We start from the raw sequence: 23,317 nt of genomic DNA, 5'->3' as shown, positions 1-23,317 counted from the left end.
CGCGGTCGGTGCACAGTGGCCGCCGGCGGACGCGCACCCGCATAGACTGGCCGCCATGTCGAGACGGCTGGCCGATGTCGCCCGCAAGGTCGGGGTCAGCGAGGCGACCGTCAGCCGGGTGCTGAACGACAAGCCGGGGGTGTCGGATGCCACGAGGCAGGCCGTGCTCACGGCCCTCGACGTGCTCGGCTACGAGCGCCCCACGAAGCTGCGGGGCGAGCGCGCCCGCCTGGTCGGCCTGGTCATGCCCGAGCTGCAGAACCCCATCTTCCCGGCGCTCGCCGAGGTGCTGAGCGGCGGGCTCGCGCAGAACGGCTACACGCCCGTGCTCTGCACCCAGACGGCAGGCGGCATCAGCGAGGCCGACTACGTCGAGCTCCTGCTGCACCAGCAGGTGTCGGGCGTGATCTTCGCCGGCGGCGCCTACGCGCAGGACGAGGCGAACCGCGACCACTACGAGCGGCTGCGCGAGCTTCGCCTGCCGACGGTGCTGGTGAACGCCCCGGTCGACGGCATGGGCTTCGCGACCGTCTCGTGCGACGACGCCGAGTCCATGGAGCAGGCATTCGGCCACCTGGTGCAGCTCGGGCACGAGCGCATCGGCATCCTCCTCGGCCCGCGCGACCACATCCCGAGCCGGCGCAAGCTGCAAGCGGCCGAGCGCATGGCCGAGCGGCACGGGGTCGAGCTCGGGCCCGACCGCGTCGTGCACGCCCTCTACTCGCTCGAGTCGGGGCAGACGGCGGCCACCAAGCTGCTGCAGGCCGGCGTCACCGGAATCGTGTGCGCCAGCGATCCGATGGCCCTCGGTGCCGTCCGGGCCGTGCGCCGTGCCGGCCTGCGGGTGCCCGAGGACGTCTCGGTGATCGGCTACGACGACTCCGCGATGATGAACTGCACCGAGCCGCCGCTGACGACCGTGCGCCAGCCGATCGAGTCGATGGGGCGCATGATCATCGAGCTGCTCATGCGCCAGATGTCGACCGACCGCGAGATCGCAGACGAGCTCTTCTTCGCCCCCGAGCTGGTCGTCCGCCGCTCGACCGCGCCGCCGGCCGCGCACCTTCCGGCCTGACCGGAGGCCCGCCGCGCGGCATCCGCGAACGCAAGAAATCGACGCAACTCAACGCAAGTTTCTTGCGGACAGTTTCAAAGTTGCGCAACCTTGTTGCTATCCCTACGTTGTGAGCCACGACGCCGGCGTCACTCGAATCCGAGGCCGGCACCGCCGCCCGGAACGAGGAGCCCAGCAGCGTGACGATGCCCGCAGTCGATACCGCGCCCGACGCGCCGCAGCCCCACGGCGACGACCTGTGGTGGCGCAGCGCCGTCATCTACCAGGTCTACGTGCGCAGCTTCGCCGACGCGAACGGCGACGGCACGGGCGACCTGGCCGGGGTCCGGGCGCACCTGCCGTACCTCGCCGAGCTCGGCGTCGACGCGATCTGGTTCACCCCCTGGTACCCCTCGCCGCTCGCCGACGGCGGGTACGACGTGGCCGACTACCGCGACATCCACCCGGCCTTCGGCGCCCTGCGCGACGCGGAGCTGCTCATCGCCGACGCGCTGCGCCTCGGCATCCGCACCATCGTCGACATCGTCCCGAACCACGTCTCGAGCGAGCACCCCTGGTTCCGCGAGGCGCTCGCCGCCGGCCCGGGCGCCCCCGAGCGCGAGCGTTTCTGGTTCCACCCAGGCAAGGGGCCGAACGGCGACGAGATGCCCACCGGCTGGGTGTCGAACTTCCAGGGCGAGACCTGGACCCGCACCACGAACCCCGACGGCACGCCGGGGGAGTGGTACCTGCACCTGTTCACCCCCGAGCAGCCCGACCTCAACTGGAACCACCCCGACGTGCGGCGCGAGCACGAGGACATCCTGCGCTTCTGGTTCGACCGCGGCGTCGCGGGCGTGCGCATCGACTCGGCGGGCCTGCTCATCAAGGACCCGACCCTGCCCGAGGTGCCCGAGCGACCCGCCCCCGGCCAGCACCCCACGGAGGACCGCGACGAGGTGCACGAGGTCTACCGCACCTGGCGTCGCATCGCCGACTCGTACGACGGCGCCCGCGTGCTCGTCGGCGAGGTCTGGGTGCCCGACGCCAAGCGCTTCGCCGATTACCTCCGGCCCGACGAGATGCATACCGCGTTCAACTTCGACTTCATGTCGAGGGCGTGGGATGCGGCGGAGTTGCGCACCTCGATCGACCTGATGCTCGACGCGCACGCGCCCGTCGGCGCCCCCAGCACGTGGGTGCTCTCGAACCACGACGTGACCCGCCCGGTCACCCGCTACGGCCGCGAGGACTCGACGTTCGCATTCGCGACGAAGCGCTTCGGCACCCCGACCGACCTCGAGCTCGGCACCCGCCGCGCCCGCGCGGCCGCGCTCCTGACGGCGGCCCTTCCCGGCAGCCTCTACGTCTACCAGGGCGACGAACTGGGCCTGCCCGAGGCCGAGCTGCCCCGCGAAGTGCTGCAGGACCCGATGCACTTCCGTTCCGAGGGCGTCGACCCGGGGCGTGACGGATGCCGCGTGCCGATGCCCTGGGCCGGCACCGCGTCGCCCTTCGGGTTCAGTCCCGACGAGGCATCCGAAGGCCCCTGGCTGCCCCAGCCCGCCGACTGGGCCGCACGCACCGTCGAGGCGCAGGAGGCCGACCCGGGCTCGATGCTGCGCCTCTACCGCGAGGCGCTCCGCCTCCGCCGGGCCGAGCCCGGACTGGGCGACGGCCGCCTGCGCTGGCTCGAGCCCGCGCCCGGCGTGCTCGCCTTCGCCCGGCACGACGTCGTGAACGTCACCAACCTCTCCGACGCCCCGGTCGAACTGCCGGCGCACGACGAGGTCCTCCTGGCCAGTGCGCCCCTCGCGGGCGACCGGCTCCCCCCAGACTCCACGGCCTGGCTGCGCGTGCGGCCGGGGTCGTCGAGGTCGCGGCCCGACGCGCCGTGATGCACCTCCCTCACCCACATCCGAGAACACAGCAACCGAAAGGACCGACAATGAAGTCACCAGCCAAGGCCGCGATCGCAGGCTTCGCCGCGCTCGCCGTGGTGGGCGCGCTCGCGGGCTGCAGCGCCGACAGCGCCTCCTCCGCCGACGGCCGCGTGGAACTGCGGGTCGCCACCTTCCCGCCCGGGGCCGACGCGGCCGCCTACGAGGCGTTCGAGTCGCAGGAGGCGCAGTTCGAGGAGGAGCACCCCGACATCGACGTCATCGGCGTCGAGTACGAGTGGGAGGGCCCGACCTTCGCGGCCCAGCTCGCGGGCGGCAGCCTCCCCGACGTCTTCACGGTGCCCTTCACCGACTCGAAGACCCTGCTCGAGAACGGGCAGCTCACCGACGTGACCGCCGAGGTCGAGGAGCTCGGGTACACCGACGCGTTCAACCCGATCATCCTCGCCGAGGTGCAGGACGCCGACGGCAACATCTACGGGTTCCCGCGCCAGGCGTACGCCATGGGCCTGCACTACAACCGCGCACTGTTCGAGGCCGCCGGGCTCGACCCCGACAGTCCGCCGACGACCTGGGACGAGGTGCGCGAGGCGGCGAAGGCCATCTCGGACGCCACGGGCAAGGCCGGCTTCATGGAGATGTCGACGAACAACACCGGCGGCTGGCAGCTCACCGCGGCGACCGTCGCGCGCGGCGGCTCGACGCAGGAGGAGAACGGCGACGGCACCTACACGTCGACCATCGCGAACGAGGCCACGAAGGCGCAGCTGCAGTTCCTGCACGACCTGCGCTGGGAGGACGACTCGCTGGGCGACAACTACCTGCTCGACTGGGGCAGCATCAACCAGGAGTTCGCCGCCGGCAACATCGGCATGTACTCGTCGGGTTCCGACGTCTACACCGCGCTGGTGCGCGACTTCGGCCTCTCGCCCGACGACTACGGCCTGACCGTGCTCCCGACGGAGAACGGCGGCGGCACGCTCGGCGGCGGTGACATCGCGGTGGTCAGCCCGACCGTCGACGACGCGACCAAGGCCGCGGCGGTGCAGTGGATCGACTGGTACTACATGCAGAAGCTGCTCGACGAGGACGCCGCCGTGCTCGACGCCAAGACGCTCGCCGACTCGGGCCAGGCCGTGGGCACCCCGGTGCTCCCGGTGCTCGACCGCGAGACGTACGAGCAGTCGCTCACCTGGATCGCGCCCTACGTGAACGTGCCGCTCGACCAGATGGCGCCCTTCACCGAGCACATCTTCGAGCAGACCCCCGTGGGCGAGCCGAAGGGCAGCACGCAGGAGATCTACGCGCTGCTCGACCCGCTGGTGCAGGCCGTGCTGACCGACGAGAACGCCGACATCGACGCGCTGGTCGAGCAGGCCGACGTCGACGCCCAGGCGATCCTCGACCAGGGCTGAGCCCGAGGGCGGATGCCGCGGAGGGACCCTGATCTCCGCGGCATCCGCCCGCACCACCCGGCGCGCGGGCACCCCCTGGCCCGCGCGCCGCACCCCCGCCACGCCGAGCGGAAGGAGAACGGGGATGACGATGACCGACGAGGCGCCGCCCGACGAGGCGGCCGTGCCCGAGGAGGCGTCGCCGCCGCGTGCCCCGCGCACGCCCCGGCGGGGCATCCGCTCCTGGATCCGCGGCGGCGGGCTCTCGACCCTGGTCTTCCTACTGCCGATGCTGTTCGTCTTCGGCGTCTTCAGCTGGTCGCCGATCGTGCAGTCGGTGATCATGAGCCTGCAGGTGACCAACCTGCTCGATCCGCCCGAGTGGGTCGGGCTCGACAACTACGTCGCCGTGCTGAACGACCCGCTGCTCGGCAAGGCGGTGCTGAACACCCTGTACTTCGCGGCGCTCGCGCTGCTGTTCGGCTTCCCGCTGCCGCTGTTCATGGCCGTGCTCATGAGCGAGGTGCGGCGCGGCAAGGGCTTCTACTCGGCCCTCGCCTACCTGCCGGTGGTCGTGCCGCCCGTGGTCGCCGTGCTGCTCTGGAAGTTCTTCTACGCCGGCGGCGAGAACGGCGTCTTCAACACCGTGCTCGGCTGGGTGGGCATTCCGCCCCAGCCCTGGCTGCAGGATGCGGCGACGGCCATGCCGTCCCTCGTCATCGAGGCCACGTGGGCCGCCGCCGGCGGGGCGATCATCATCTACCTCGCGGCGCTGCTCGGCGTGCCGCCCGAGCTCTACGACGCTGCGGAGGTCGACGGCGCCGGCATCTGGAAGAAGGTGTGGCACGTCACCCTCCCGCAGCTGCGGGGAATCCTCTTCATCATGCTCATCCTGCAGGTCATCGCGACCGCGCAGGTCTTCCTCGAGCCGTACCTGTTCACCGGCGGCGGGCCGAACAACGCCACCATCACGGTGCTGCTGCTCATCTACAAGTACGCCTTCCAGAACAGCCTGGGTGGCGACTACGGCGAGGCGACCGCGCTGTCGGTCATGCTCGCGGTGGTGCTCGCGCTCTTCTCCTGGCTGTACTTCAAGCTGACCGACCGCTGGAGCACCTCGTGACGACGACCCAGACCCCCGCCACGAAGAGGTACCTCTCCTTCCGGCGCCGCCGCGCCGCCCGCGGCCTCGACGAGACGGGCGACCGCGGCATCGTCTCGGCCTTCGACCGGCGCAAGCCGGGAGTCCGCGTCGGCATCGGCGGCGTGCACGCCTTCCTCGTCCTCGGCCTCGTGATCGCGGGCCTCGGCCCGATCCTCTGGCTCGCGAAGTCGGCGGTCACGCCCACGCAGGACACGCTCACCCAGCCCATGGCGCTCTGGCCGAACGGCATCGACTGGGCGAACCTGTCGACGGCGTGGAACGACATCCACATCGACCAGTACTTCTTCAACACCGTGGTGATCGCGCTGGGCGCGTGGTTCTTCCAGCTGTTCGTCGCGACGACGGCCGGCTACGCGCTCTCCGTGCTGCGCCCGAAGTACGCGCCGATCCTGAACGGGCTCGTGCTGGCGACGCTGTTCATCCCCGCGGTCGTGCTGCTCGTGCCGCTCTACCTCACCATCGTGAACCCGCCGCTGTTCGGCCGCGACTTCTCGCTGCTGAACAACTACCTCGCGGTGTGGCTGCCGATGGCCGCGAACGCGTTCAACATCCTCATCGTGAAGCGGTTCTTCGACAACCTCCCGCGCGAGGTGTTCGAGGCCGCGCGCACCGACGGCGCGGGGCCGTTCCGCATGTTCTGGTCCATCGTGCTGCCCATGTCGAAGCCGATCCTCGGCGTCGTCTCGGTGTTCGCGGTGATCGCCGCGTGGAAGGACTTCCTCTGGCCGCTGCTGGTGCTGCCGAACCCGGCCGTGCAGCCGCTGTCGGTGCGCCTGCCCGCCGTGCAGTCGCAGACCGAGCTCGACGTCTTCCTTGCCGCGCTGGCGATCTCGACCATCATCCCGATCGCGATGTTCCTCGTCTTCCAGGGCGTGTTCCTCCGCAGCGCGGGCCTCGGCGGGGCCGTGAAGGGCTGACGGGCGGATGACACGCGCGGGCGCGCGCGCTCGATTGGCGCGACGGGCCGGTCTCGGATAGACTCTCCGGGTTGCCCGCGGTGATCTTCTCGCGGGAAACGCAGCCGGCGCCCGTAGCTCAATGGATAGAGCATCTGACTACGGATCAGAAGGTTGGGGGTTCGAGTCCCTCCGGGCGCGCACTGTGTTGAGACAGTAGCGAAGGGCCCGCGCATCGCGCGGGCCCTTCGTGGTCTCCGGGGTGCGTTGTCTTCAGGGTGTCCGCCGCGTGCGCGGCCGCCGCGCCTTCGTGAAGCGATTCACCCGCGCGCAACCTGCATGTTCACCGCGATTCCGCGTTGTTTCGGGTGTTCGCCGCATTCATATGACGTGGGGTCGGGTTAGGCTTCCTGCACGCACCGCTGTCGCCGCAGGCACGCGGTGCGCGCGTTGATCGCACCGATCCAGGGGGCACTGGGTGGAACCGCGGCAGTACGAGGAGGCGGGGGAGCTTTCCCCGCCCCGATCGACGACCCCGTCCGGGCGCCGGGCGGGGTGGTTCTCGAGCCCGTCGCCCGCGGTCACCGCGGCGATGCGCCGGCTGCTCGCGGCGATGACCGCGCTCATGGTCGGCATCGCCGTCGATCACCTCGTCGCCGGCGACCAGCACATGCAGACGGTCCTCGGCATCCTCTGCGCGGCGACCGCCGCCGCCCTCGCCTTCGTCGCGCTGCTGGTCGCATCGGCCTCCGACGCGGGCCTGGAGCTGATGCGCAGGGCGGGGCTGGCGACGCCCTCCCGCGGCGGCCGCGCGGCCATCGTGGCATCCGTCTGGTTCATCGTCGTCGGCCTCTGCGTGCACTTCGCGGGTGAGGCGTTCGAGCCGCTGCCCGGCGGGGCCTGGATCGCCGGGGCGGCCCTCGCATCCGGCCTCGCCGCCGTGACCTATCACGTGCACCACCGCGCCCTCGACCACGACGGCTATCGCACGTTCAACCTCGTCGCGATGGTGCTCGCGGCGGGCAGCCTCGCCGCGATGAGCGCGACGAGCCGCACCGACTGGTGGACGCTGAACTTCTCGACGCTCGGCACGAGCGACGACCTCGCGGCGTTCTGCTTCAACGCCGGCATCGTGGTGGCCGGCACCGGCATGGCGGGGCTCGCCCGCGTGCTCACCCACTCGCTCGAGGACCCGCGGTTCCGGGCCCGCCGCGGCGGGGTGGTCTTCGTGCGCACCTGCATCGTGCTGCTCGGGGCATCGCTGGCGGGCGTGGGCCTCGTGCCGATCGACACGGCGACCGACCTGCACAACGCGTTCGCCCTCGGGGCCGCGCTCTGCTTCGCGGTGCCCGCGGTCGCCCTGAAGCTGGCGGTGCCCGGCGTCTCGAACCGCCTGGTGGCCGTCTCGCTCGTGCTCGTCGCGATCGAGGCGGTGGCGATGGTGCTCTACGACGGGTTCGGGCTGTTCAACCTCACGGTGTTCGAGCTGGTGGCGTTCGGGCTCGTGTTCGTCTGGCTCATCGCCGTGGCGGTGCTGACCATGGTCTCGGTCGAGGCGTCCCACGCGAAGCGCGCGGTCACGCGGGCCGATCGACGCCCGGAGCCCGCGATCCTGTCCCGCCAGGTCCGCACGCTCCGCGCCGCGCGGCAGCCCGGCAGCCGCGACCGCGTGCGCCGGCGGGCCCGCGCGCTGAGCCGTGCCGCCGGGCGTGTGCAGGGCTCTCGGCCGGTTCGCCCACGGCGGACGCGGCGACTTAGCACTCTCGGGTGGTGAGTGCTAATCTTGGAGTTGAGTCAAGGTGACTCAACTTCACGAGCAGTCATCGCAACGCAGAGGAGTATGGAGATGGCAACCACCTACGACGCATTCCGCGACCTCGACCGTGTCGCGTCCGCATTCTTCGACACCCGCCGCGGCCCGCGGCGCATGCCGATGGACCTCTACCGCGACGGCGACCACTACGTGCTCACCGCCGACCTTCCCGGCATCGACCCGGGCTCGGTCGACATCGACGTCGACGGGCAGCTCCTGACCATCCGTGCGGAGCGCACCCTGTCGACCGGCGAGGGCGTCAAGTGGATCACCCGCGAGCGCGAGGCCGCATCGTTCCTGCGCCAGCTGAACCTCGGCCAGGGCATCGACACCGAGCGCATCTCGGCCCGCTACGACAACGGCGTGCTGAACGTGCAGATCCCGGTGAGCGAGAAGGCCAAGCCGCGCAAGATCGCCGTCGAGCAGGCGGACGCTTCCGCCAGGGAGGTCACGCCGGTAGAGTCGTGACCCTATGAGCGACGACGGGGGTTCGGGCGAGCAGCTCACCTACGCGCGCAACGACGACGAGAGCCGTTTCGAGATCTACCTCGGAACGGCTCTCGCCGGCTTCTCCGAGTTCAAGGAGCGCGGAGACCGCATCACCTTCCTGCACACGGAGGTGTTCGACCAGTACGAGGGTCAGGGCATCGGCAGCCGGCTGGCCCGCTTCGTGCTCGACGACGCCGTCGCCCGGGGGCTGCTCATCGTGCCGCGCTGCCCGTTCATCGCCGCGTACCTCCGGCGCCACGAGGAGTTCGAGGATCACGTCCGCTGGCCTCCGCGCTCGCCCTGAGCGGGCGTCGCGACGCCGTCCGCGCGGGCGGGATCGCCCCCGTACGGGGACTTTCCGGGGCATCCGCTCGGTCGTATCCTGACGACGCCGACCCCGGACGGGGCAGGTGCGACCCGAGCAGCGACGGCGGCGGGCGAAGCCCGCAGACACAGCCGCTCCCGGACGAAAGGCGGCCGAGCATGGGTGCTCCCGTGAACGGCCCCGGTTCCGAGCGTCGCGGTGGCAGTACCCGTGCCCCCGCGACACGCGCTGCCTTCCGATGGGTCCGCGTCCACGGCCCCGGCGAGCGAAGTTCGGGTTGACTGCCGGGAGTCGTGTCCGGGGGAGTCGAGGAGGGGTGAGGGGGTAGGGCACTCACCCCTCCGTCGACCGGCGGGTCACTCGGTGCCCGCGACCCCGCGGCGCAGCTTGTCGCAGAGCGCGGTGAGCTGCGCGAGTTCGTCGGCGTCGAGCGCGTCGCCCATGTGCGTCGAGATGCCGTCCATGTGCTCGAGCGCGACCCGTCGGAAGACGTCGAAGCCGCTCTCGGTCAGCGTGACGATCGTGCCCCGGCCGTCGTTCGGGTCGTCGCTCTTGGAGAGGTAGCCGCGCGCGACGAGGCGGTCGACGAGCCTGCTCACGCTGGGCTGGGTGATCAGCACGTGCGTGTTGAGGTCCTTGAGGCGCAGCTGGTGGCCGGGCTGTCGCGAGAGGTTGAACATCACGTCGTACTCGTTGAGCGAGATGATCTCCGACGGGAACTCGGCCTGGAGCCGGCGCATCACGGTTACCTGGGCGCGGAACAGGGACTCCCATGCCGCGACCGCGGTCGTGCGCTTCGACACGGATGCTCCCCTCAACGCTCCCAGAATAGGCAACGACGGGCCGGTCGCGCGCTCACCCGTCCGGGTGGCACGAATCGAGGGTGTCGCGGACCCGGCACTGGAGACGGGTGAGGGCCGGTCGTAGAGGCTGACGACCGGCCCTCTCCCTTGCACCAAGAGTGTCCTGCAATCACATTCCGCGCCGCCTGCCACAGCAAACAGGTGGCGCACAACGAATATATAACGGAACGATAACGGGCGCTAGTTATCAATCTGAGATTTTTCGACGAATCTGGAACTGGAGTCGCGACGCTCCGCCGCCGATGTGACCCGCGATGAACATTGATGTGATTCATCGTTAACTTTTCCTTGCGCTCGGGCGCTCGGTCGCGGCATGCTTGCGGCAGCAATGACGCGACCCTGGGAGAGATCCGTGGAACTGAGCGCAACGCAGCGTGCGGCCCTGACGACCATCTGCGACACCTTCGCACCCGGCGACGGGAACGGCATCCCGCCCGCGAGCGCGCTCGGCGCGGTCGCGCTGGCCGAGGGCATGGCGGCCTCGAACCCCCGCCAGGCCGAGATCGACCAGCTCGGGCAGATCCTCAAGCTCTGGAACACCCGGGCGTTCGGCGTGCTGCTCGGCATCGGCCCGCGGAGGTTCGCCGACCTCACGCCCGCGCAGCGCGAAGCCGCGCTGATCGCGATGGGCGACTCGAAGCTCCCGCTCAAGCGCGTGCTCTTCCAGAACCTGAAGTCCGCCGCGACCCTCTCGTACTACCTGACGCCGGGCGCGAACGGCATGTCCCCGCTGTGGGAGACGATGGGCTACCCCGGGCCGCTGGGGGTGCTGGCGGATGCCCCGGAGCGGCCGCTCTCCCCGGTCACCCCCGAGACCGACACCGCGCTCTCGTGCGACGTGGTGGTCGTGGGCTCGGGCGCCGGCGGGGGCACGGCCGCGGCCGTGCTCGCGCAGGCCGGCTACGACGTGATCGTGCTCGAGAAGGGCGGCTACTTCGACGACCGCGACTTCGACGGCGGTGAACTGACCGGCCTCACGACGCTCTACGCGCCCGGCCCGAGCGCGACGGCCGAGGGGCAGCTCAGCCTGCTTTCGGCGCAGTGCCTCGGCGGCGGCACGGTCGTGAACTACTCGACCGCGTTCCGCACCCCCGACCACGTGCGCGCCGAGTGGGCGTCGCTCGGCGCGACCCAGTTCGCGGATGCCGAGTTCGACGCCTCCCTCGACGCGGTCTGGGCGCGCATCGGCGTGAGCGGCGCGTACAGCGTGCCGTCGGCACGCGACCGGATCCTCGAGCGCGGCCTCACGGAGCTCGGCTGGCACGTCGGCTCGCTCGAGCGCAACGTGCGCGCCTGCGACATGGCCATCGAGTGCGGTCGCTGCGGCTCGGGCTGCCGCATCGGGGCGAAGCAGTCGACCACCAAGACCTGGTTGGTCGACGCCGAGCGCGCGGGCGCGCGCCTGTACACAGGAGTCGACGTGCGCGAGGTCACGAAGGCGGGCGGTAGGGCGACCGGCGTCGTGGGCCGCACGGCCGCGGGGCACCGCGTGACCGTGCGCGCGAAGGCGGTCGTGGCGGCCGCCGGTGCGGTGCAGACGCCCGCGCTGCTGCGCCGCTCGGGCCTGACGAACCCCAACATCGGCAAGCACCTGCGGCTGCACCCTGCCACCGCCGTGTGGGCGGAGTTCGACGAGGAGGTGCGCCCCTGGGAGGGCGGCATGCAGACCCGCTACTCCTCCCAGTTCTCCGACATCGACGGCTCCGGCTACGGCGTGGTCTTCGAGACCGCCGCCGCGAACCCCGCGATCTCGGTCGCCTTCCTCCCGTGGCGCGGCGCGGGCACCCACCTCGATCGCATGCGGCGCCTGTCGCACATGTCGAGCGTCGGCGTCATCACCCGCGACCAGGACTCGGGCGAGGTGAAGGTCGGCAAGGACGGCGAGCCGGTGCTGCACTACACGCTCTCCGACCGCGACGCCGGGCGCATGCGCGCGGGCATCGACGGCGCGGCGAAGGTGCTCGAGGCCGCCGGCGCCACGACGATGTTCACGGGCCACCAGGCGGGTGTGACGTGGGAGCGCGCGTCGGGCGAGTCGGTGGGCGACTTCACGTCGCGCGCGCACGCTGCGGGCTACGGCCCGGGCCAGTGCACCATGGCGGCGCTGCACATCATGGGCTCGGCCCGCATGGGCGGGTCCGCGGCCGACACGGCGCTCGACCCGGACGGTGCGACCTGGGAAGTGCAGAACCTCGTCGTCGCCGACGCATCGTGCTTCCCGATGAGCTCGGGCGTGAACCCGATGGTCACCATCGAGGCCATCGGCCACATGAACGCGACCCGGCTCGCCGGGAGGCTCTAGGCTCTCGGAGGGCGCCGCCGGCGCGGCATCCGTTCACCCGACGTTCTTTTGAATCATTCAAAAGAACCGGCTACACTTGCCGTGATGATGGACGAGCACGGCACCGCACTGCGCGAGGCGGGACTGCGGATCACCGCGGGCCGCGTCGCGGTGCTCGACGGACTCGCCGCCATGCCGCACGTCGACGCCGACCGGCTGCTGCCGTACGTCGCGACGCGCGTGCCGACCACCTCGATCCAGTCGGTGCACAACATCCTCACCGACCTGACCGAGGCGCAGCTGATCCGCCGTATCGTGCCCGCGGGCTCCGCCGCGCTGTACGAGCGCCGCATCGGCGACAACCACCACCACCTCGTCTGCCGCGACTGCGGCCGGGTGACCGACGTCGACTGCGTGATCGGGGCGCCGCCCTGCCTCACGCCGTCGTCGAGCGAGGGGTACCAGATCGAGTCCGCCGAGGTCACCTTCTGGGGCACCTGCTCCCAGTGCCTCGCGGATGCCGCGGGCGAGCCTCGCCCGTAGCCATCGACGTCCGGCCGCGCCGCGGCCGGAACATGGACGACCGAACAATGGAGGAGCCATGAGCACGAAGCCGACCACCACCCAGACCGGCGCGCCGGTCCCGAGCGACGAGCACTCGCTCACCGTCGGCAACGACGGCACGACCGCGCTGCACGACCGGTACCTGGTCGAGAAGCTCGCGCAGTTCAACCGCGAGCGCATCCCGGAGCGAATCGTGCACGCCAAGGGCGGCGGCGCGTTCGGCACCTTCGTCGCGACCGGTGACGTCTCGCAGTACACGACCGCCGCGGTGTTCCAGCCGGGTGCCGAGTCGGAGACGCTGCTGCGCTTCTCGTCCGTCGCCGGCGAGCAGGGCTCGCCCGACACCTGGCGCGACGTGCGCGGGTTCTCGGTGAAGTTCTACACGACCGAGGGCAACTACGACATCGTCGGCAACAACACCCCGGTGTTCTTCATCCGCGACGCCATCAAGTTCCCCGACTTCATCCACTCGCAGAAGCGCCTCCCGGGCTCGGGCCTGCGCGACGCCGACATGCAGTGGGACTTCTGGACCCTCTCGCCCGAGTCGGCCCACCAGGTCACCTACCTCATGGGCGACCGCGGCCTGCCGAAGTCGTGGCGCCACCTGCAGGGCTACGGCTCGCACACCTACCAGTGGATCAACGCCGCCGGCGAGCGCTTCTGGGTGAAGTACCACTTCCACTCCAACCAGGGCGTGGAGCGCCTCGACAACGCCGAGGCCGAGGCCATCGCCGGTGCCGACGCCGACCACTACCGCCGCGACCTCTACGAGGCGATCGAGCGCGAGGAGTTCCCGTCGTGGGACGTCAAGGTGCAGGTCATGCCCTACGACGACGCGAAGGACTACCGGTTCAACCCGTTCGACCTCACGAAGATCTGGCCGCACGAGGACTACCCGCTGATCCCGGTGGGCCGCCTCGAGCTGAACCGCAACCCGGAGAACTTCTTCGCCGAGATCGAGCAGGCCGCGTTCTCGCCGGCCAACCTCGTGCCGGGCATCGACATCAGCCCCGATAAGATGCTCATGGCCCGCGTGTTCTCGTACCCCGACGCGCAGCGCTACCGCGTCGGCACGAACTACCAGCAGATCCCGGTGAACTCGGCGCACGCCGCCGAGGTGAACTCGTACACGCGTGACGGTGCGCAGCGCCACCACTTCCCGCCGGCCACCGCGCCGAACTACGCGCCGAACTCGTTCGGTGGCCCCGTGGCCGACCCCGAGCTCGCCCGTGCCGGCTCGTGGGAGTCCGACGGCGCGCTCGTGCGCACCGCCGCGACCCTGCACGCCGAGGACGACGACTTCGGCCAGCCCGGCTCGCTCTACCGCGACGTCTTCGACGCCGACGCCAAGGCGCGGTTCCTCGAGACGCTGAGCGGCCAGGCGCAGGCCATCACGGTCGACGACATCCGCGAGCGGTTCTTCGTCTACTGGACGAACGTCGACGCCGACCTCGGCGCCGCACTCCGCTCGGCCTACGCCGGCGACGCCACCGCGGCGGCGTAGCCACCTGCGCGATCAGCCCCGTGCGGCCGCTTCCAACGCGGCGGCTGCACGGGGCATCGCTGCGCCCAGGCCCCAGCGCTCGCCGAGCGCCTCGGTCGCGTCGGCGTCGGGCGCGGTGATCCGCGCGTCGTCGAGATCGAGCCCGAGCGACAGGTCGCGCACGACCTCGACGACCCTCGGGGCCACGTCGAGGTAGTCGGATGCCTCGCCGAGCTTCGCGCGCAACCGGGCGGACATCGTCGAGGAGGCATCCGTCGCCGCCGCTCGAACCCCGTCGAGGTCGCCGAACTCGCCCAGCAGGCTCGCCGCGGTCTTCTCGCCGATGCCCGCGACCCCCGGCAGCCCGTCGGAGGTGTCGCCGCGCAGCGCCGCGAAGTCGGCGTACTGCTCGGGCAGCACGCGGTACTTCTCCACGACGGATGCCGCGGTGAGCACCTCGAGCCGGCTCATGCCGCGCGCCGTGTAGACGACCCGCACGGCCTGCGCGTCGTCGACGAGCTGGAACAGGTCGCGGTCGCCGGTCACCACGTCGACGGGCATCTCCGCCTGCGTCGCGAGGCTGCCGATCACGTCGTCGGCCTCGTGGTCGGGCGCGCCCACGACCGGCACCCCGAGCGCGGCCAGCACCTCGCGGATCACCGGCACCTGCACCTCGAGCGGGTCGGGCACCTCCTCGACCGAGGCGCCGGTCTCGACGACCTCGGCGACGCGGTGCGCCTTGTAGCTCGGGATCAGCTCGACTCGCCACTGCGGCCGCCAGTCGTCGTCCCAGCACGCCACGAGGTGCGTCGGCTCGAAGTCGCCGACGAGCTTCGCGATGAACTCGAGCAGCCCGCGCACGGCGTTCACGGGCGTGCCGTCCGGCGCCCGCAGCGTGTCGGGCAGCCCGTAGAAGGCCCGGAAGTACAGCGACGCGGTGTCCAGGAGCATGAGGCGGTCGGTCACGACCACAGTCTCGCAGAGGCCACGGACGCCCGGCGCGACGGCCTCGTGCCGCCCCGATCCGCGACCGCATTCTCCACACCTGCACGGCTGTCGCCCGGAGCCGCGCGCACGCGGTGACATGTTCCCCGAGGACTGGTCGTCGCGCTCGCTCATCGTCGCCGGGTCGGTCTTCGTGGTCGTCGCGGCCGGGTTCATCGTGATGGGGGTCGTCTCGGGAGACCTCTTCGCCTGGTTCGTCGGCCTGATCTCGGTGCTGCCCGCCCTCGCGATGCTGGTCAGCGGATCCCGTCGTCGCGCTCGGGAGCGAGCCGAGTCGTCCGGTCGACGCGCCGAGTAGGCCGGGCTTCGGCGCACGGTCCGAGACGTGGCAGCGCGACGGGCGACCGATCCGCCGCGATGCGCGCACTCCGCGTCAGGCGAAGAGCGCCGTGAGCGTCAGCACGGCGAGCGGCGACATCAGTGCTGCGAGAGCGATGTGCCACGTGCGCGGTCGGCGTGTCCGGAGCGGCAGGAGCCAGTAGGAGGCCTCCGCCGCGAGCGCGGAGAGCCCGAGCGGCGCGAACCAGCCGCGCGGACGAGGTTCGTACGAGGTCTGCAGCACAGTCGTCATGGTCGCCACGCCCAGCCAGTACGCGCCCACGGCGACCGCGATCGCTGCGATCGCGCACGCGACGCGGAGCAACGGCGAACGTGCGATCGCCATGACCGCCGAGGCGAGCGCGTCCAGCATGCGGGACCATGCTCCGGGCCGGACGTCGCCGGCGTCCGTGTCCGGTGCCCAGCGTCGGAGTTGCGCGAGGAAGCGGTGCCTGCGGCTGTACATCGACGCGGGCAGGAACGGACTCGGGTTGAGCATCAGCGGGGTGAGGATGCTCCACCGGTCGACGGCACCCGGCATCGACCACTGGATCATCGGCAGCTCCAGGTCGCCCTGCTCCACGAAGAGCACGGCGGTTCGAGGGATGCGGCGACTGCGCACGAATCCGACGATGTGGAGTCCCGTGGCGTCGAACGTGATCCGCATGACCAGGCAGCGAGCGGCGATCCATGCGCCGATCGGGATGAGCGGCAGGGACACCGCGAGGAGCCACGCGCTCCGGCTGTCCGCGGCGAGCCAGATCAGCAGCACTCCGAATCCGACGATCACGAGGCTCGCGACCAGGTTCATCGCGATCACGCCGCGTTCGGGCCGGAACACCCCGGAGGATGGCACGCTCGCCCTCCTTCCGACGGTCCGAGACATCCTCGCACCTCGGAGACATGCGATCGAACCGTTCCGGTCGATCTGGGGAGGGTGATCGGTCCGCCGGTGCGAGCCCGTCCGGAGACGCGAGGGCACACCGGCGCGGTGAGGAGAGTGGCAGGGGTCGGGTGCACACTGGAGGGGTGCGAGCGGATGCGACGGTGAGCTGGATCCCACGGCATCCGACCGATGTCGTGGCGACGCTGTCGCCGCTCCGGCGCCGACCGGGCGACCCGACGCAGCTCGTCGACGACGCGGGCGCCGTGTGGCGCACGACGCTCATGTCGGACGGCGCCGCGACCCTGCGGGTGACGCGGCGGGGCGACGCGCTGCGCTGCGACGCGTGGGGTCCGGGAGCGCGCGAGGCCGTGGCATCCGCCCCCGACCTCGCGGGCGGCGCCGACGACCCGACCGGCTTCGACCCGATCACCCCGCTCGTCACCGAGGCGCACCGCCGCAACCCGGGCCTCCGGATGCCCCGCACCGGGCGCGTCTTCGAGGCGCTCGTGCCCGCGGTGCTCGAGCAGCGGGTCATCTCGGCCCAGGCGCACGCGTCGTGGCGGCACCTGCTGCGCCGCTTCGGCGCGGTCGCGCCCGGCCCGACGCCGCGCCGGATGCGGGTCGTGCCGTCGCCCGAGCAGTGGGCGCGCATCCCGTCGTGGGAGTGGCACCGCGCGGGCGTCGACCCCGCGCGCTCCCGCACGATCGTGGTGGCCGCCCGCTACGCCGACCGCCTCGAGGAGGCCGCGGCGATGGCACCCGACGACGCCCTCGCGCGCCTGCGTCACGTGCCCGGGATCGGCGAGTGGACCGCGGCCGAGATCGCCCAGCGCGCGTTCGGCGACCCCGACGCGCTGTCGGTCGGCGACTACCACCTGTCGAACTACGTCGGGCACGCCATGTTCGGCCGCGACATGACCGATGACGAGATGCTCGAGGCGCTCGAGCCGTGGCGCGGCCACCGCCAGCGCGTCGTGCGCCTGCTGGGCGCAGCCGGGGTCCCCGGCAAGCCGCGCCGCGCGCCGCGGGCGGCCTTCGTCGACCACCGCTCGCGCTGAGCGGGGTCGCACCGGGCGTCAGGCCGCGGGCATCCGCCCCACCGCAGCCACGGCACCGTGGGTCTCGGAGCGCTCCGCATGCGCGTCGAGCCCGGCTGCCACGAGCAGGGCGACGGATGCCTCCGCCTGGCGCTCGCTCGTCTCGATGACCGCGACCCCGCCAGGCGTCAGCCAGCGCGGCGCCGCGGCGGCGATGCGGCGGTGCAGCGCGAGCCCGTCCGGCCCGCCGTCCAGCGCGACCAGCGGCTCGGCGTCTCGCGCCTCGCGCGGCATATGGGCGACCTCGTCGGTCGGCACGTAGGGCGCGTTCGCGACCAGGCAGTCGACGCGCCCGAGCAGCTCGCGCGGCAGCGGGGCGTCCAGGTCGCCGACGCCGACGAACCCGTCGAACTCGGCGAGGTTGCGCCGTGCGTAGCCGGCCGCGACCGGGTCGACGTCCGCGGCGTGCACGCGTACCGCGACCCCCGCGTCCTGCAGCTCCGCGGCCACTGCCGCGGCGATCGCCGCGACCCCGCAGCACAGCTCGACGAGCACGGCCGGGCGCCCCTCGACTCCGCGGCACGCTGCGACTGCGAGCTGGGCAAGGAACTCCGACCGCCGCCGCGGTACGAACACGCCCGGCCCGACGGCCATGCGCCGCCCGCGGAACTCCGCCCACCCGAGGAGGGGCTCGAGCGGCTCGCCGTCGAGGCGTCGCCGCACGAGCTGCTCCAGCTCACCGGCATCCGTCGCCGCCTCGACCAGCAACGCGGCCTCCTCCTCGGCGAACACGCACCCGGCCGCACGCAGCCTGGCGACGAGTGCGGTCTCGGCGACCGGCGGCACCTCGACCGACCCGGTCATGCCCCGCTGGTGTCGATCACGTCGAAGCGGTTGCCCTCGGTGTCCTCGAGCACGATCCAGTCGGCGCCGGGCGGGTAGCGGTCCCAGTCGATGTGCCGCGCGCCGAGACCCACGAGGCGGTCGATCTCCGCCTGCTGGTCGTCGGCGTAGAGGTCGAGATGCATGCGGGGCGGCAGGCTCACGCGCGAGCGGTCCTGCGAGAGGGCGATGGACGTGCCCGCGTCGGTACCCGCTCGTGGATCGAGGATCACCCAGTCCGGCCGCGGCTCGTGGCGGGGCACGTAGTCGAGCGCGGCGCACCAGAACGTCATCGCGCGCTGCAGGTCGTCGACCCCGAGCACGACGGTCCCGACGGTCAGCATGCGGTCACCCTACGCGCGCTCCGGCGGGCGGGCAACGGCCGGAGCATCGACTGCACCGACGCTCTGCGCAGCGATCCAGGCGGCGACCTCGGTGCGCCGGGCCATGCCCAGCTTGGCGAGGATGTGCTCGACGTGCGTCGAGACCGTGCTCGGCGAGATGACCAGCCGACGCGCGATCTCGCGGTTCGTCGCGCCCTCGCCGACGAGCCGGGCGACGTCGACCTCGCGCGCGCTGAGCGGGCCGATCGCGCCGTCCGGAGCATCCGTCGCGGCGTCGGCCGCACGCCGCTCGAGCAGCGGACTCCCGATCTCGCGAGCCCACTCCAGAGCGGATGCCGCGTGGGCGGCCGTCTCCGACGGGCGGCGAGTGCGCGCGCAGGCACCCGCCAGGTCGACGAGGGCCTGCACGCCCTCCCAGGCCCGGCCGCGGCCGCGCCACGCCGTGGCCGCGCGTTCGAGCGCCTCGCGGGCCTGTCCCGTGCGTCCCTCGGCGAGCAGCAGCACGCCCTCGGCGTGGTCGAGCACGGGCAGCGTGCCGGGGATGCCACGGCGGCGCACCGGCGGACCGGCGGCGTCGAGGAACGCGCGGGCGTCGTCCAGCTGCCGCAGCGCGACCCGGGCGCGCACGCCGGTGAGCACGTGCGGGAAGAGGTAGGCGGCGTCCTCGACCGCGAGCGAGGCGTCGAGGCCCTCGCCGGTGAGGGCGACCGCGTCGTCGTGACGACCCTCGTGCGCCGCGACCTCGGCGAGCCCCCAGAGCGCGGGCGAGAGTCGCTGCAGTTCGGCCATGCGCTCGCCGAGCTCGCGGGCCTCCTCGAGGTGCGCGCGTGCGGCGTCGAAGCGGGCACGCCCGAGCTCGAGGTAGCCGAGCACGTGCAGGAGGGTGATGCGCGTCGTGATGCCGCCCTGGCCGTCCGCGAGCACGCGCCGTGCGAGGTCGTCCGCCGCCGCCCAGTCGCCCGTGGCCCAGCGCACGTGCGCGGCGTGCGCCGCGAGGTAGTGGTGGTCGTTCCAGCTCTCGACCCGCGCGGTGTACTCCATGCCACGCGCGATCCACTCGGTCGCATGGTCGTACTCCACGAGCACCGAACCGCTGGAGCCCACCATCCGGTAGCCGCGCGACGCCTCGGCCTCCTGGCCCGCGCCGGCGGCCTCGGCGACCGCGCCCTCGAGCATGGACCAGCCCTCCGCCGAGCGCCCGGCGAAGAGGTAGTCGCTCGCGAGCGTGGTGTCGATGTGGCGGCGCAGCGCGGGTGCCTCGCCCGCGGGCACCAGGGCGCGCGCCCGCTCGGCGTACCCGATCGAGGTGTCGAGCAGGCGACTGAGCATGGTGGCCGCTGCAAGCGCCGCGAGGAGGCCCGCCACCACCGCGTCGGGGACGTCGTCGCGCCCGTCGAGGCGCTCGAGCGCGGTCTCGGCGAGCAGGCACCGGGCGGCCAGGTCGTCGCCCAGCAGGTGCCGCGACGCCATGAGCGCGGGAACGAGCCGTGCGGCGGCCACCTCGTCGCCACTCTCGCGGTGCAGCGCGATCGCCGCCTGGAACTTGTCGGCCGCCGCCCGGCTGTCGTCGATCGCGGCGAGCTCGTTCGCGAGCCGCGCGCGCAGGTCGGCCCGGAGCGGGGCGGGCGTGGCCGAGGGCATCGTCCGCTCGGCCCGCCGGTACAGGTCGACCGCCTCGCGGTGGGCCGACACCCGGACCGCGTCGAGCGCGGCGGCGAGCGCGTGCCGGTGCGCCTCCGCCGCCAGCCCGGCCTGCTCGAACTGATCGGAGACGAATGCGTCGCCGAAGCCCGCGACGAGGGCCGCGCGCGCGACCGCCGCGTGCAGGCGACGCCGGTGCAGCGGTGGGATCGCCCCGTGGATCGCGTCTCGGATGAGTGCGTGCCGGAAGTCGAACCGGCGGCCGTCGCCGCCCGGCACCACGAGCTGGGCGGCAGCGAGCTCGGTCATGCCCTCGTCCACCGCATCGGGGTCGTGCGACGCGACCGCGGCGAGGAGGTCGAGGTCGAACGACCGCCCGATGACGGCCGCCGCGGCGATCAGCTCTCGTGCGACCGCCCCGAGCCGCTCCGCCCGCACGAGCACCGCGTCCGCGACCGTGTCCGGCACGGCCGCGTCGCCGTCGCGCTCGTCGGTCGCGGCGAGCAGCTCCTCGACGTGCAGCGGGATCCCGTCGCCGCGCGCGTGCAGTCGCCGGACGGTGTCGGTGGGGGCGGTCCGCCCCGTGATCGACTCGATCATCGCTCGCGTGCCGCCGGCGTCGAGGCGGCCGAGTCGCGCCTCCTCGGCCGCGCGCCGCGAGACCAGGCGGGCCCGCCACCCACGCAGGCTCGACCTCGGGTACAGCTCGTCGCTGCGATAGGTCGCGACCAGCAGGCCGCCTGACGGCACCCCGTCGGCGACGCGCTCGAGCACGTCGAGGCTGAGGTCGTCGGCCCAGTGCAGGTCCTCGATGGCGAGCACGGTCGGACCCGCGGCGAGGAGGTCGAGACAGGTGCCCGCGAGGTCGCCGACGAGGATGCGGCGATGGCGCGCGGCATCCGACCGCTCGGCATCGGCGCTGCCGGCGAGCAGCTCGCGCAGGCGACGGCCGTGCTCGGGGGCGTCGCCCGACTCGGAGCGCGTCAGCGCATCGGCGAGCGCGAGCAGCAGTCCGCCCGCCGCCTCGGCGTCGCGCGGGTAGGCGCCCGCGGCGTGCAGCGCGGTGCCCTCGGGCAGGCGATCGGTAACCTCGCCGAGCAGTCGCGTCTTGCCGATGCCCGCCTCGCCCGCGAGCAGGAGCACGTGCCCCCGTTCGCGCGACTCCGCGATGCGCCGCTCGGCGAGCGCGAGGAGGTCGGCCCTGCCGACGAGCACCGGGCAGACCCGCGACGGCCCACTCATCGGCGGCGACTCGTCTCGGGCGGCATGCGGCCAGTGTACGGATCGGCCGACCCCGCTCGGAGGGCGCCGACACATGATCGGTCGGATGGCCGATGGCACGTGGTTGCGCAGCGGCCATGGTGGGAGTCACGCGGACATCGTGGGATGCCGGAGGAAGGGAGCGTGCGATGGCACAGTTCATGGACGTACACGAGGGATTCGTCGGCGTGACGACGGAGCAGCTTTCGGAGGCGCACGACGCCGATCTGGCGATCGAGGCGGCGGAGGGCGTGCACTTCGCGCACGCCTGGATCGACTCTGCGAGCGGCAAGGTGTGGTGCCTGTCGACCGGTCCGTCGAAGGAGGCCGTGATGCGCGTGCACGAGCGCGCCGGCCACCCGACGGCGGAGGTCTACGAGATCACGGGCGAGGTCTGACCGGACGACGACTCGCGATCACGCGGGCGGAACGGGACCCGAACCCGTTCCGCCCGTTCGCATGCCCGGTGACGCGGCACGTGAACGAACGGGATCAGAACACGTCGGGGCTGGGCGTCGAGGCCTGCCGGATCGAGACGTCGGCGTGGCGGTCGAACCGGTAGCCGGCGCCGCGAACGGTGCGCACGATGTCCTCGTAGTGGGCGAGCTTGGAGCGCAGGCGCCGCACGTGCACGTCGATCGTGCGCTCGTTCGGGGCGTCGTCGGCGTCGCCCCAGAGCCCGTCGATGAGCTCGTGGCGGTCGATGGTGCGGCCCTCGCGCAGCACGAGGTACTGCAGCAGCTCGAACTCCTTGTAGGTGAGGCCTGCGGGCTCGCCGTCGAGCAGCACGCGCTTGCGGGAGATGTCGATGATCACGCCGTCGGGGTGGCGGTCGGCGTCGGCCTCGTCGGCGTGCTGCTGCGCGAGCGCGGTCGGCTCCTGGAGTGCGAGGCGCACGACGTCGACGTCGCGACCGCCCGCGCCCTCGGGGGCGAGGGCGACGGCGGCGTACGTCTCCGCCGACGGTGCGAGCTGGGCGGTCAGGCGGCGCAGCTCGGCGACGATCTCGTGCAGGCTGGTGCCGTCGGCCTCGGCCTTGGCCTCGTCGATGCCCACGTAGAAGACGAAGCCGCGCGCCTCGGAGCCCTCGGGGACGGCGCGGATGCGCGGTGCGGACGGGGCCGATGCGGCGGGCGCCGCCTGGGCGGCCTCGCGTCGATCGGCGAGGGCGACCGCCGGGCGGACGGCGGGGGCGACGGTGGGAGCGGGAGTGGAGAGCTGGGCGAGAGACATCGGTCGATCCTTCGTGATGATGCGGGGCGACCCGGCGCGGTGCGGTGCGCTGGAGCGGGTCGGGATTGCGCGGGCCCCGGATGCGGGGCGGAGGCGGACGTGCCGGTCGGGCGTGTCCGGGAGCAGGCGTCGGCCGGGATCTCGGCGCTGCGTGCTCGACGTGGACCCTGGGGTCAGCGGCACATTCGACAACACATGCTCGCGCGGCCGGCCATCATCATGCCGGCGTGCCCGATCGCCTCGAAGGAGGTCGGGGTGCGCGTGGTGTCGGTCATGCGGGCAAGTAAAGCGGGCATGGGGGAGTGTGTCAATTCATGACGCCGGGTCTGTGGAGTGGGACTGCGCAGCGGATGCGGCCGCCGACGCGGATCGTCGGCGGACTGCTCGCGCTGACCGGCCCGGATGAAGAAGATTCGACGAGAGGCGGATTCAGAAAAGTTTCCGCGATCGTTTCCGGCACAGGCGCCGCGAGGCCGAAGAACC

Annotated in this window: 21 protein-coding genes and 1 tRNA gene; 15 read left to right on the top strand and 7 right to left on the bottom strand. The window is 72.3% G+C overall.

Translation table 11 applies throughout. The features are described 5' to 3' along the window. The first annotated feature begins 55 nt into the window (after window positions 1-55). The 9 genes from QMG39_RS05785 to QMG39_RS05745 all read left to right on the top strand — a co-directional run bounded on the left by QMG39_RS05785 (window position 56) and on the right by QMG39_RS05745 (window position 9,016). The gene (locus tag QMG39_RS05785; protein WP_281882979.1) at window positions 56-1,075 is read left to right on the top strand and encodes a LacI family DNA-binding transcriptional regulator; all 1,020 of its coding nucleotides are present in this window, start codon (window positions 56-58) and stop codon (window positions 1,073-1,075) included. A 185-nt stretch (window positions 1,076-1,260) separates the two neighbouring features. Next, window positions 1,261-2,952, top strand: coding sequence for a glycoside hydrolase family 13 protein (locus QMG39_RS05780; RefSeq protein WP_281887177.1), 1,692 nt, complete (start codon window positions 1,261-1,263; stop codon window positions 2,950-2,952). Between the two features lie 50 nt (window positions 2,953-3,002). Beyond that, on the top strand, window positions 3,003-4,370 hold the full coding sequence (locus QMG39_RS05775) for an ABC transporter substrate-binding protein (RefSeq protein WP_281882977.1): 1,368 nt from the start codon (window positions 3,003-3,005) through the stop codon (window positions 4,368-4,370). A gap of 124 nt (window positions 4,371-4,494) precedes the next feature. Continuing rightward, the gene (locus QMG39_RS05770) at window positions 4,495-5,472 is read left to right on the top strand and encodes a carbohydrate ABC transporter permease (protein ID WP_281882975.1); all 978 of its coding nucleotides are present in this window, start codon (window positions 4,495-4,497) and stop codon (window positions 5,470-5,472) included. Continuing rightward, window positions 5,469-6,431: a carbohydrate ABC transporter permease gene (locus tag QMG39_RS05765; protein WP_281882973.1), complete on the top strand. Its 963-nt coding sequence runs from the start codon at window positions 5,469-5,471 to the stop codon at window positions 6,429-6,431. The genes QMG39_RS05770 and QMG39_RS05765 overlap by 4 nt, the downstream gene beginning before the upstream one ends. Before the next feature lie 107 nt (window positions 6,432-6,538). Further along, window positions 6,539-6,611 (top strand) — tRNA-Arg (locus tag QMG39_RS05760). Window positions 6,612-6,888: 277 nt separating this feature from the next. Next, a complete protein-coding gene (locus QMG39_RS05755) occupies window positions 6,889-8,184 on the top strand; it encodes a hypothetical protein (RefSeq protein ID WP_281882970.1) in 1,296 nt (431 codons plus the stop codon). 72 nt (window positions 8,185-8,256) lie between these two features. Beyond that, window positions 8,257-8,691 carry an Hsp20/alpha crystallin family protein gene (locus QMG39_RS05750; protein ID WP_281882968.1) on the top strand — a complete coding sequence of 145 codons (435 nt, stop codon included), beginning with the start codon at window positions 8,257-8,259 and terminating at the stop codon, window positions 8,689-8,691. 4 nt (window positions 8,692-8,695) lie between these two features. After that, window positions 8,696-9,016, top strand: a complete 321-nt coding sequence (locus QMG39_RS05745) for a GNAT family N-acetyltransferase (RefSeq protein ID WP_281882966.1) — start codon at window positions 8,696-8,698, stop codon at window positions 9,014-9,016. Window positions 9,017-9,393: 377 nt separating this feature from the next. Here the strand turns inward: QMG39_RS05745 and QMG39_RS05740 are convergent, their stop codons facing one another. Beyond that, the gene (locus QMG39_RS05740; RefSeq protein WP_281887175.1) at window positions 9,394-9,777 is read right to left on the bottom strand and encodes a MarR family winged helix-turn-helix transcriptional regulator; all 384 of its coding nucleotides are present in this window, start codon (window positions 9,775-9,777) and stop codon (window positions 9,394-9,396) included. 475 nt (window positions 9,778-10,252) lie between these two features. Between QMG39_RS05740 and QMG39_RS05735 the strand changes: the two genes are divergently transcribed. The 3 genes from QMG39_RS05735 (at window position 10,253) to QMG39_RS05725 (ending at window position 14,249) form a co-directional block, all read left to right on the top strand. Further along, window positions 10,253-12,202 carry a GMC family oxidoreductase N-terminal domain-containing protein gene (locus QMG39_RS05735; protein ID WP_281882964.1) on the top strand — a complete coding sequence of 650 codons (1,950 nt, stop codon included), beginning with the start codon at window positions 10,253-10,255 and terminating at the stop codon, window positions 12,200-12,202. A gap of 84 nt (window positions 12,203-12,286) precedes the next feature. Next, the gene (locus tag QMG39_RS05730; RefSeq protein WP_373878306.1) at window positions 12,287-12,724 is read left to right on the top strand and encodes a Fur family transcriptional regulator; all 438 of its coding nucleotides are present in this window, start codon (window positions 12,287-12,289) and stop codon (window positions 12,722-12,724) included. A gap of 58 nt (window positions 12,725-12,782) precedes the next feature. Next, the gene (locus tag QMG39_RS05725; protein ID WP_281882962.1) at window positions 12,783-14,249 is read left to right on the top strand and encodes a catalase; all 1,467 of its coding nucleotides are present in this window, start codon (window positions 12,783-12,785) and stop codon (window positions 14,247-14,249) included. A gap of 12 nt (window positions 14,250-14,261) precedes the next feature. On the opposite strand, the gene QMG39_RS05720 is transcribed toward QMG39_RS05725, so the two are convergent. Then, a complete protein-coding gene (locus QMG39_RS05720) occupies window positions 14,262-15,194 on the bottom strand; it encodes a 5'-3' exonuclease (RefSeq protein ID WP_281882960.1) in 933 nt (310 codons plus the stop codon). Window positions 15,195-15,312: 118 nt separating this feature from the next. Between QMG39_RS05720 and QMG39_RS05715 the strand changes: the two genes are divergently transcribed. Further along, the gene (locus QMG39_RS05715; RefSeq protein WP_281882959.1) at window positions 15,313-15,531 is read left to right on the top strand and encodes a hypothetical protein; all 219 of its coding nucleotides are present in this window, start codon (window positions 15,313-15,315) and stop codon (window positions 15,529-15,531) included. A 75-nt stretch (window positions 15,532-15,606) separates the two neighbouring features. On the opposite strand, the gene QMG39_RS05710 is transcribed toward QMG39_RS05715, so the two are convergent. Next, entirely contained in the window at window positions 15,607-16,407 is an 801-nt protein-coding gene (locus QMG39_RS05710; RefSeq protein ID WP_281882957.1) for a hypothetical protein, read from the bottom strand. A gap of 191 nt (window positions 16,408-16,598) precedes the next feature. On the opposite strand from QMG39_RS05710, the gene QMG39_RS05705 reads away from it, so the two are divergent. Further along, window positions 16,599-17,495, top strand: coding sequence for a DNA-3-methyladenine glycosylase family protein (locus tag QMG39_RS05705; RefSeq protein ID WP_281882955.1), 897 nt, complete (start codon window positions 16,599-16,601; stop codon window positions 17,493-17,495). Between the two features lie 18 nt (window positions 17,496-17,513). Here QMG39_RS05705 and QMG39_RS05700 read toward each other — a convergent pair whose 3' ends face one another. Genes QMG39_RS05700 through QMG39_RS05690 form a run of 3 tightly spaced genes read right to left on the bottom strand, consistent with a single transcriptional unit; the run spans window position 17,514 to window position 21,583 of the window. After that, the gene (locus QMG39_RS05700; protein ID WP_281882953.1) at window positions 17,514-18,338 is read right to left on the bottom strand and encodes a putative protein N(5)-glutamine methyltransferase; all 825 of its coding nucleotides are present in this window, start codon (window positions 18,336-18,338) and stop codon (window positions 17,514-17,516) included. Then, window positions 18,335-18,700, bottom strand: a complete 366-nt coding sequence (locus tag QMG39_RS05695; protein WP_281882951.1) for a VOC family protein — start codon at window positions 18,698-18,700, stop codon at window positions 18,335-18,337. The genes QMG39_RS05700 and QMG39_RS05695 overlap by 4 nt, the downstream gene beginning before the upstream one ends. A 9-nt stretch (window positions 18,701-18,709) precedes the next feature. Then, complete coding sequence (locus QMG39_RS05690; protein WP_281882949.1) at window positions 18,710-21,583, bottom strand: helix-turn-helix transcriptional regulator; 2,874 nt, start codon at window positions 21,581-21,583, stop codon at window positions 18,710-18,712. A 167-nt stretch (window positions 21,584-21,750) separates the two neighbouring features. Between QMG39_RS05690 and QMG39_RS05685 the strand changes: the two genes are divergently transcribed. Then, window positions 21,751-21,999 (top strand): SCO4226 family nickel-binding protein, encoded by a 249-nt coding sequence (locus QMG39_RS05685; protein ID WP_281882947.1) that lies wholly within the window; start codon window positions 21,751-21,753, stop codon window positions 21,997-21,999. A gap of 94 nt (window positions 22,000-22,093) precedes the next feature. On the opposite strand, the gene QMG39_RS05680 is transcribed toward QMG39_RS05685, so the two are convergent. Continuing rightward, entirely contained in the window at window positions 22,094-22,834 is a 741-nt protein-coding gene (locus QMG39_RS05680; protein ID WP_281882944.1) for a winged helix-turn-helix domain-containing protein, read from the bottom strand. Window positions 22,835-23,317 lie beyond the last annotated feature (483 nt).

Origin of the sequence: Agromyces rhizosphaerae, from assembly GCF_027925245.1 — a bacterium.
GTDB lineage: Bacteria > Actinomycetota > Actinomycetes > Actinomycetales > Microbacteriaceae > Agromyces > Agromyces rhizosphaerae.
The sequence above is the reverse complement of the archived record's forward strand: the minus strand, read 5'-3'. Positions and strand labels throughout refer to the sequence as shown.

Coding starts and splice junctions, on each gene's coding strand:
- QMG39_RS05785 (WP_281882979.1), top strand. CDS start 56: ATGTCGAGACGGCTGGCCGATGTCGCCCGCAAGGTCGGGGTCAGCGAG.
- QMG39_RS05780 (WP_281887177.1), top strand. CDS start 1,261: ATGCCCGCAGTCGATACCGCGCCCGACGCGCCGCAGCCCCACGGCGAC.
- QMG39_RS05775 (WP_281882977.1), top strand. CDS start 3,003: ATGAAGTCACCAGCCAAGGCCGCGATCGCAGGCTTCGCCGCGCTCGCC.
- QMG39_RS05770 (WP_281882975.1), top strand. CDS start 4,495: ATGACGATGACCGACGAGGCGCCGCCCGACGAGGCGGCCGTGCCCGAG.
- QMG39_RS05750 (WP_281882968.1), top strand. CDS start 8,257: ATGGCAACCACCTACGACGCATTCCGCGACCTCGACCGTGTCGCGTCC.
- QMG39_RS05745 (WP_281882966.1), top strand. CDS start 8,696: ATGAGCGACGACGGGGGTTCGGGCGAGCAGCTCACCTACGCGCGCAAC.
- QMG39_RS05740 (WP_281887175.1), bottom strand. CDS start 9,777: ATGCGCCGGCTCCAGGCCGAGTTCCCGTCGGAGATCATCTCGCTCAAC.
- QMG39_RS05730 (WP_373878306.1), top strand. CDS start 12,287: ATGATGGACGAGCACGGCACCGCACTGCGCGAGGCGGGACTGCGGATC.
- QMG39_RS05725 (WP_281882962.1), top strand. CDS start 12,783: ATGAGCACGAAGCCGACCACCACCCAGACCGGCGCGCCGGTCCCGAGC.
- QMG39_RS05715 (WP_281882959.1), top strand. CDS start 15,313: ATGTTCCCCGAGGACTGGTCGTCGCGCTCGCTCATCGTCGCCGGGTCG.
- QMG39_RS05700 (WP_281882953.1), bottom strand. CDS start 18,338: ATGACCGGGTCGGTCGAGGTGCCGCCGGTCGCCGAGACCGCACTCGTC.
- QMG39_RS05695 (WP_281882951.1), bottom strand. CDS start 18,700: ATGCTGACCGTCGGGACCGTCGTGCTCGGGGTCGACGACCTGCAGCGC.
- QMG39_RS05690 (WP_281882949.1), bottom strand. CDS start 21,583: ATGAGTGGGCCGTCGCGGGTCTGCCCGGTGCTCGTCGGCAGGGCCGAC.
- QMG39_RS05685 (WP_281882947.1), top strand. CDS start 21,751: ATGGCACAGTTCATGGACGTACACGAGGGATTCGTCGGCGTGACGACG.
- QMG39_RS05680 (WP_281882944.1), bottom strand. CDS start 22,834: ATGTCTCTCGCCCAGCTCTCCACTCCCGCTCCCACCGTCGCCCCCGCC.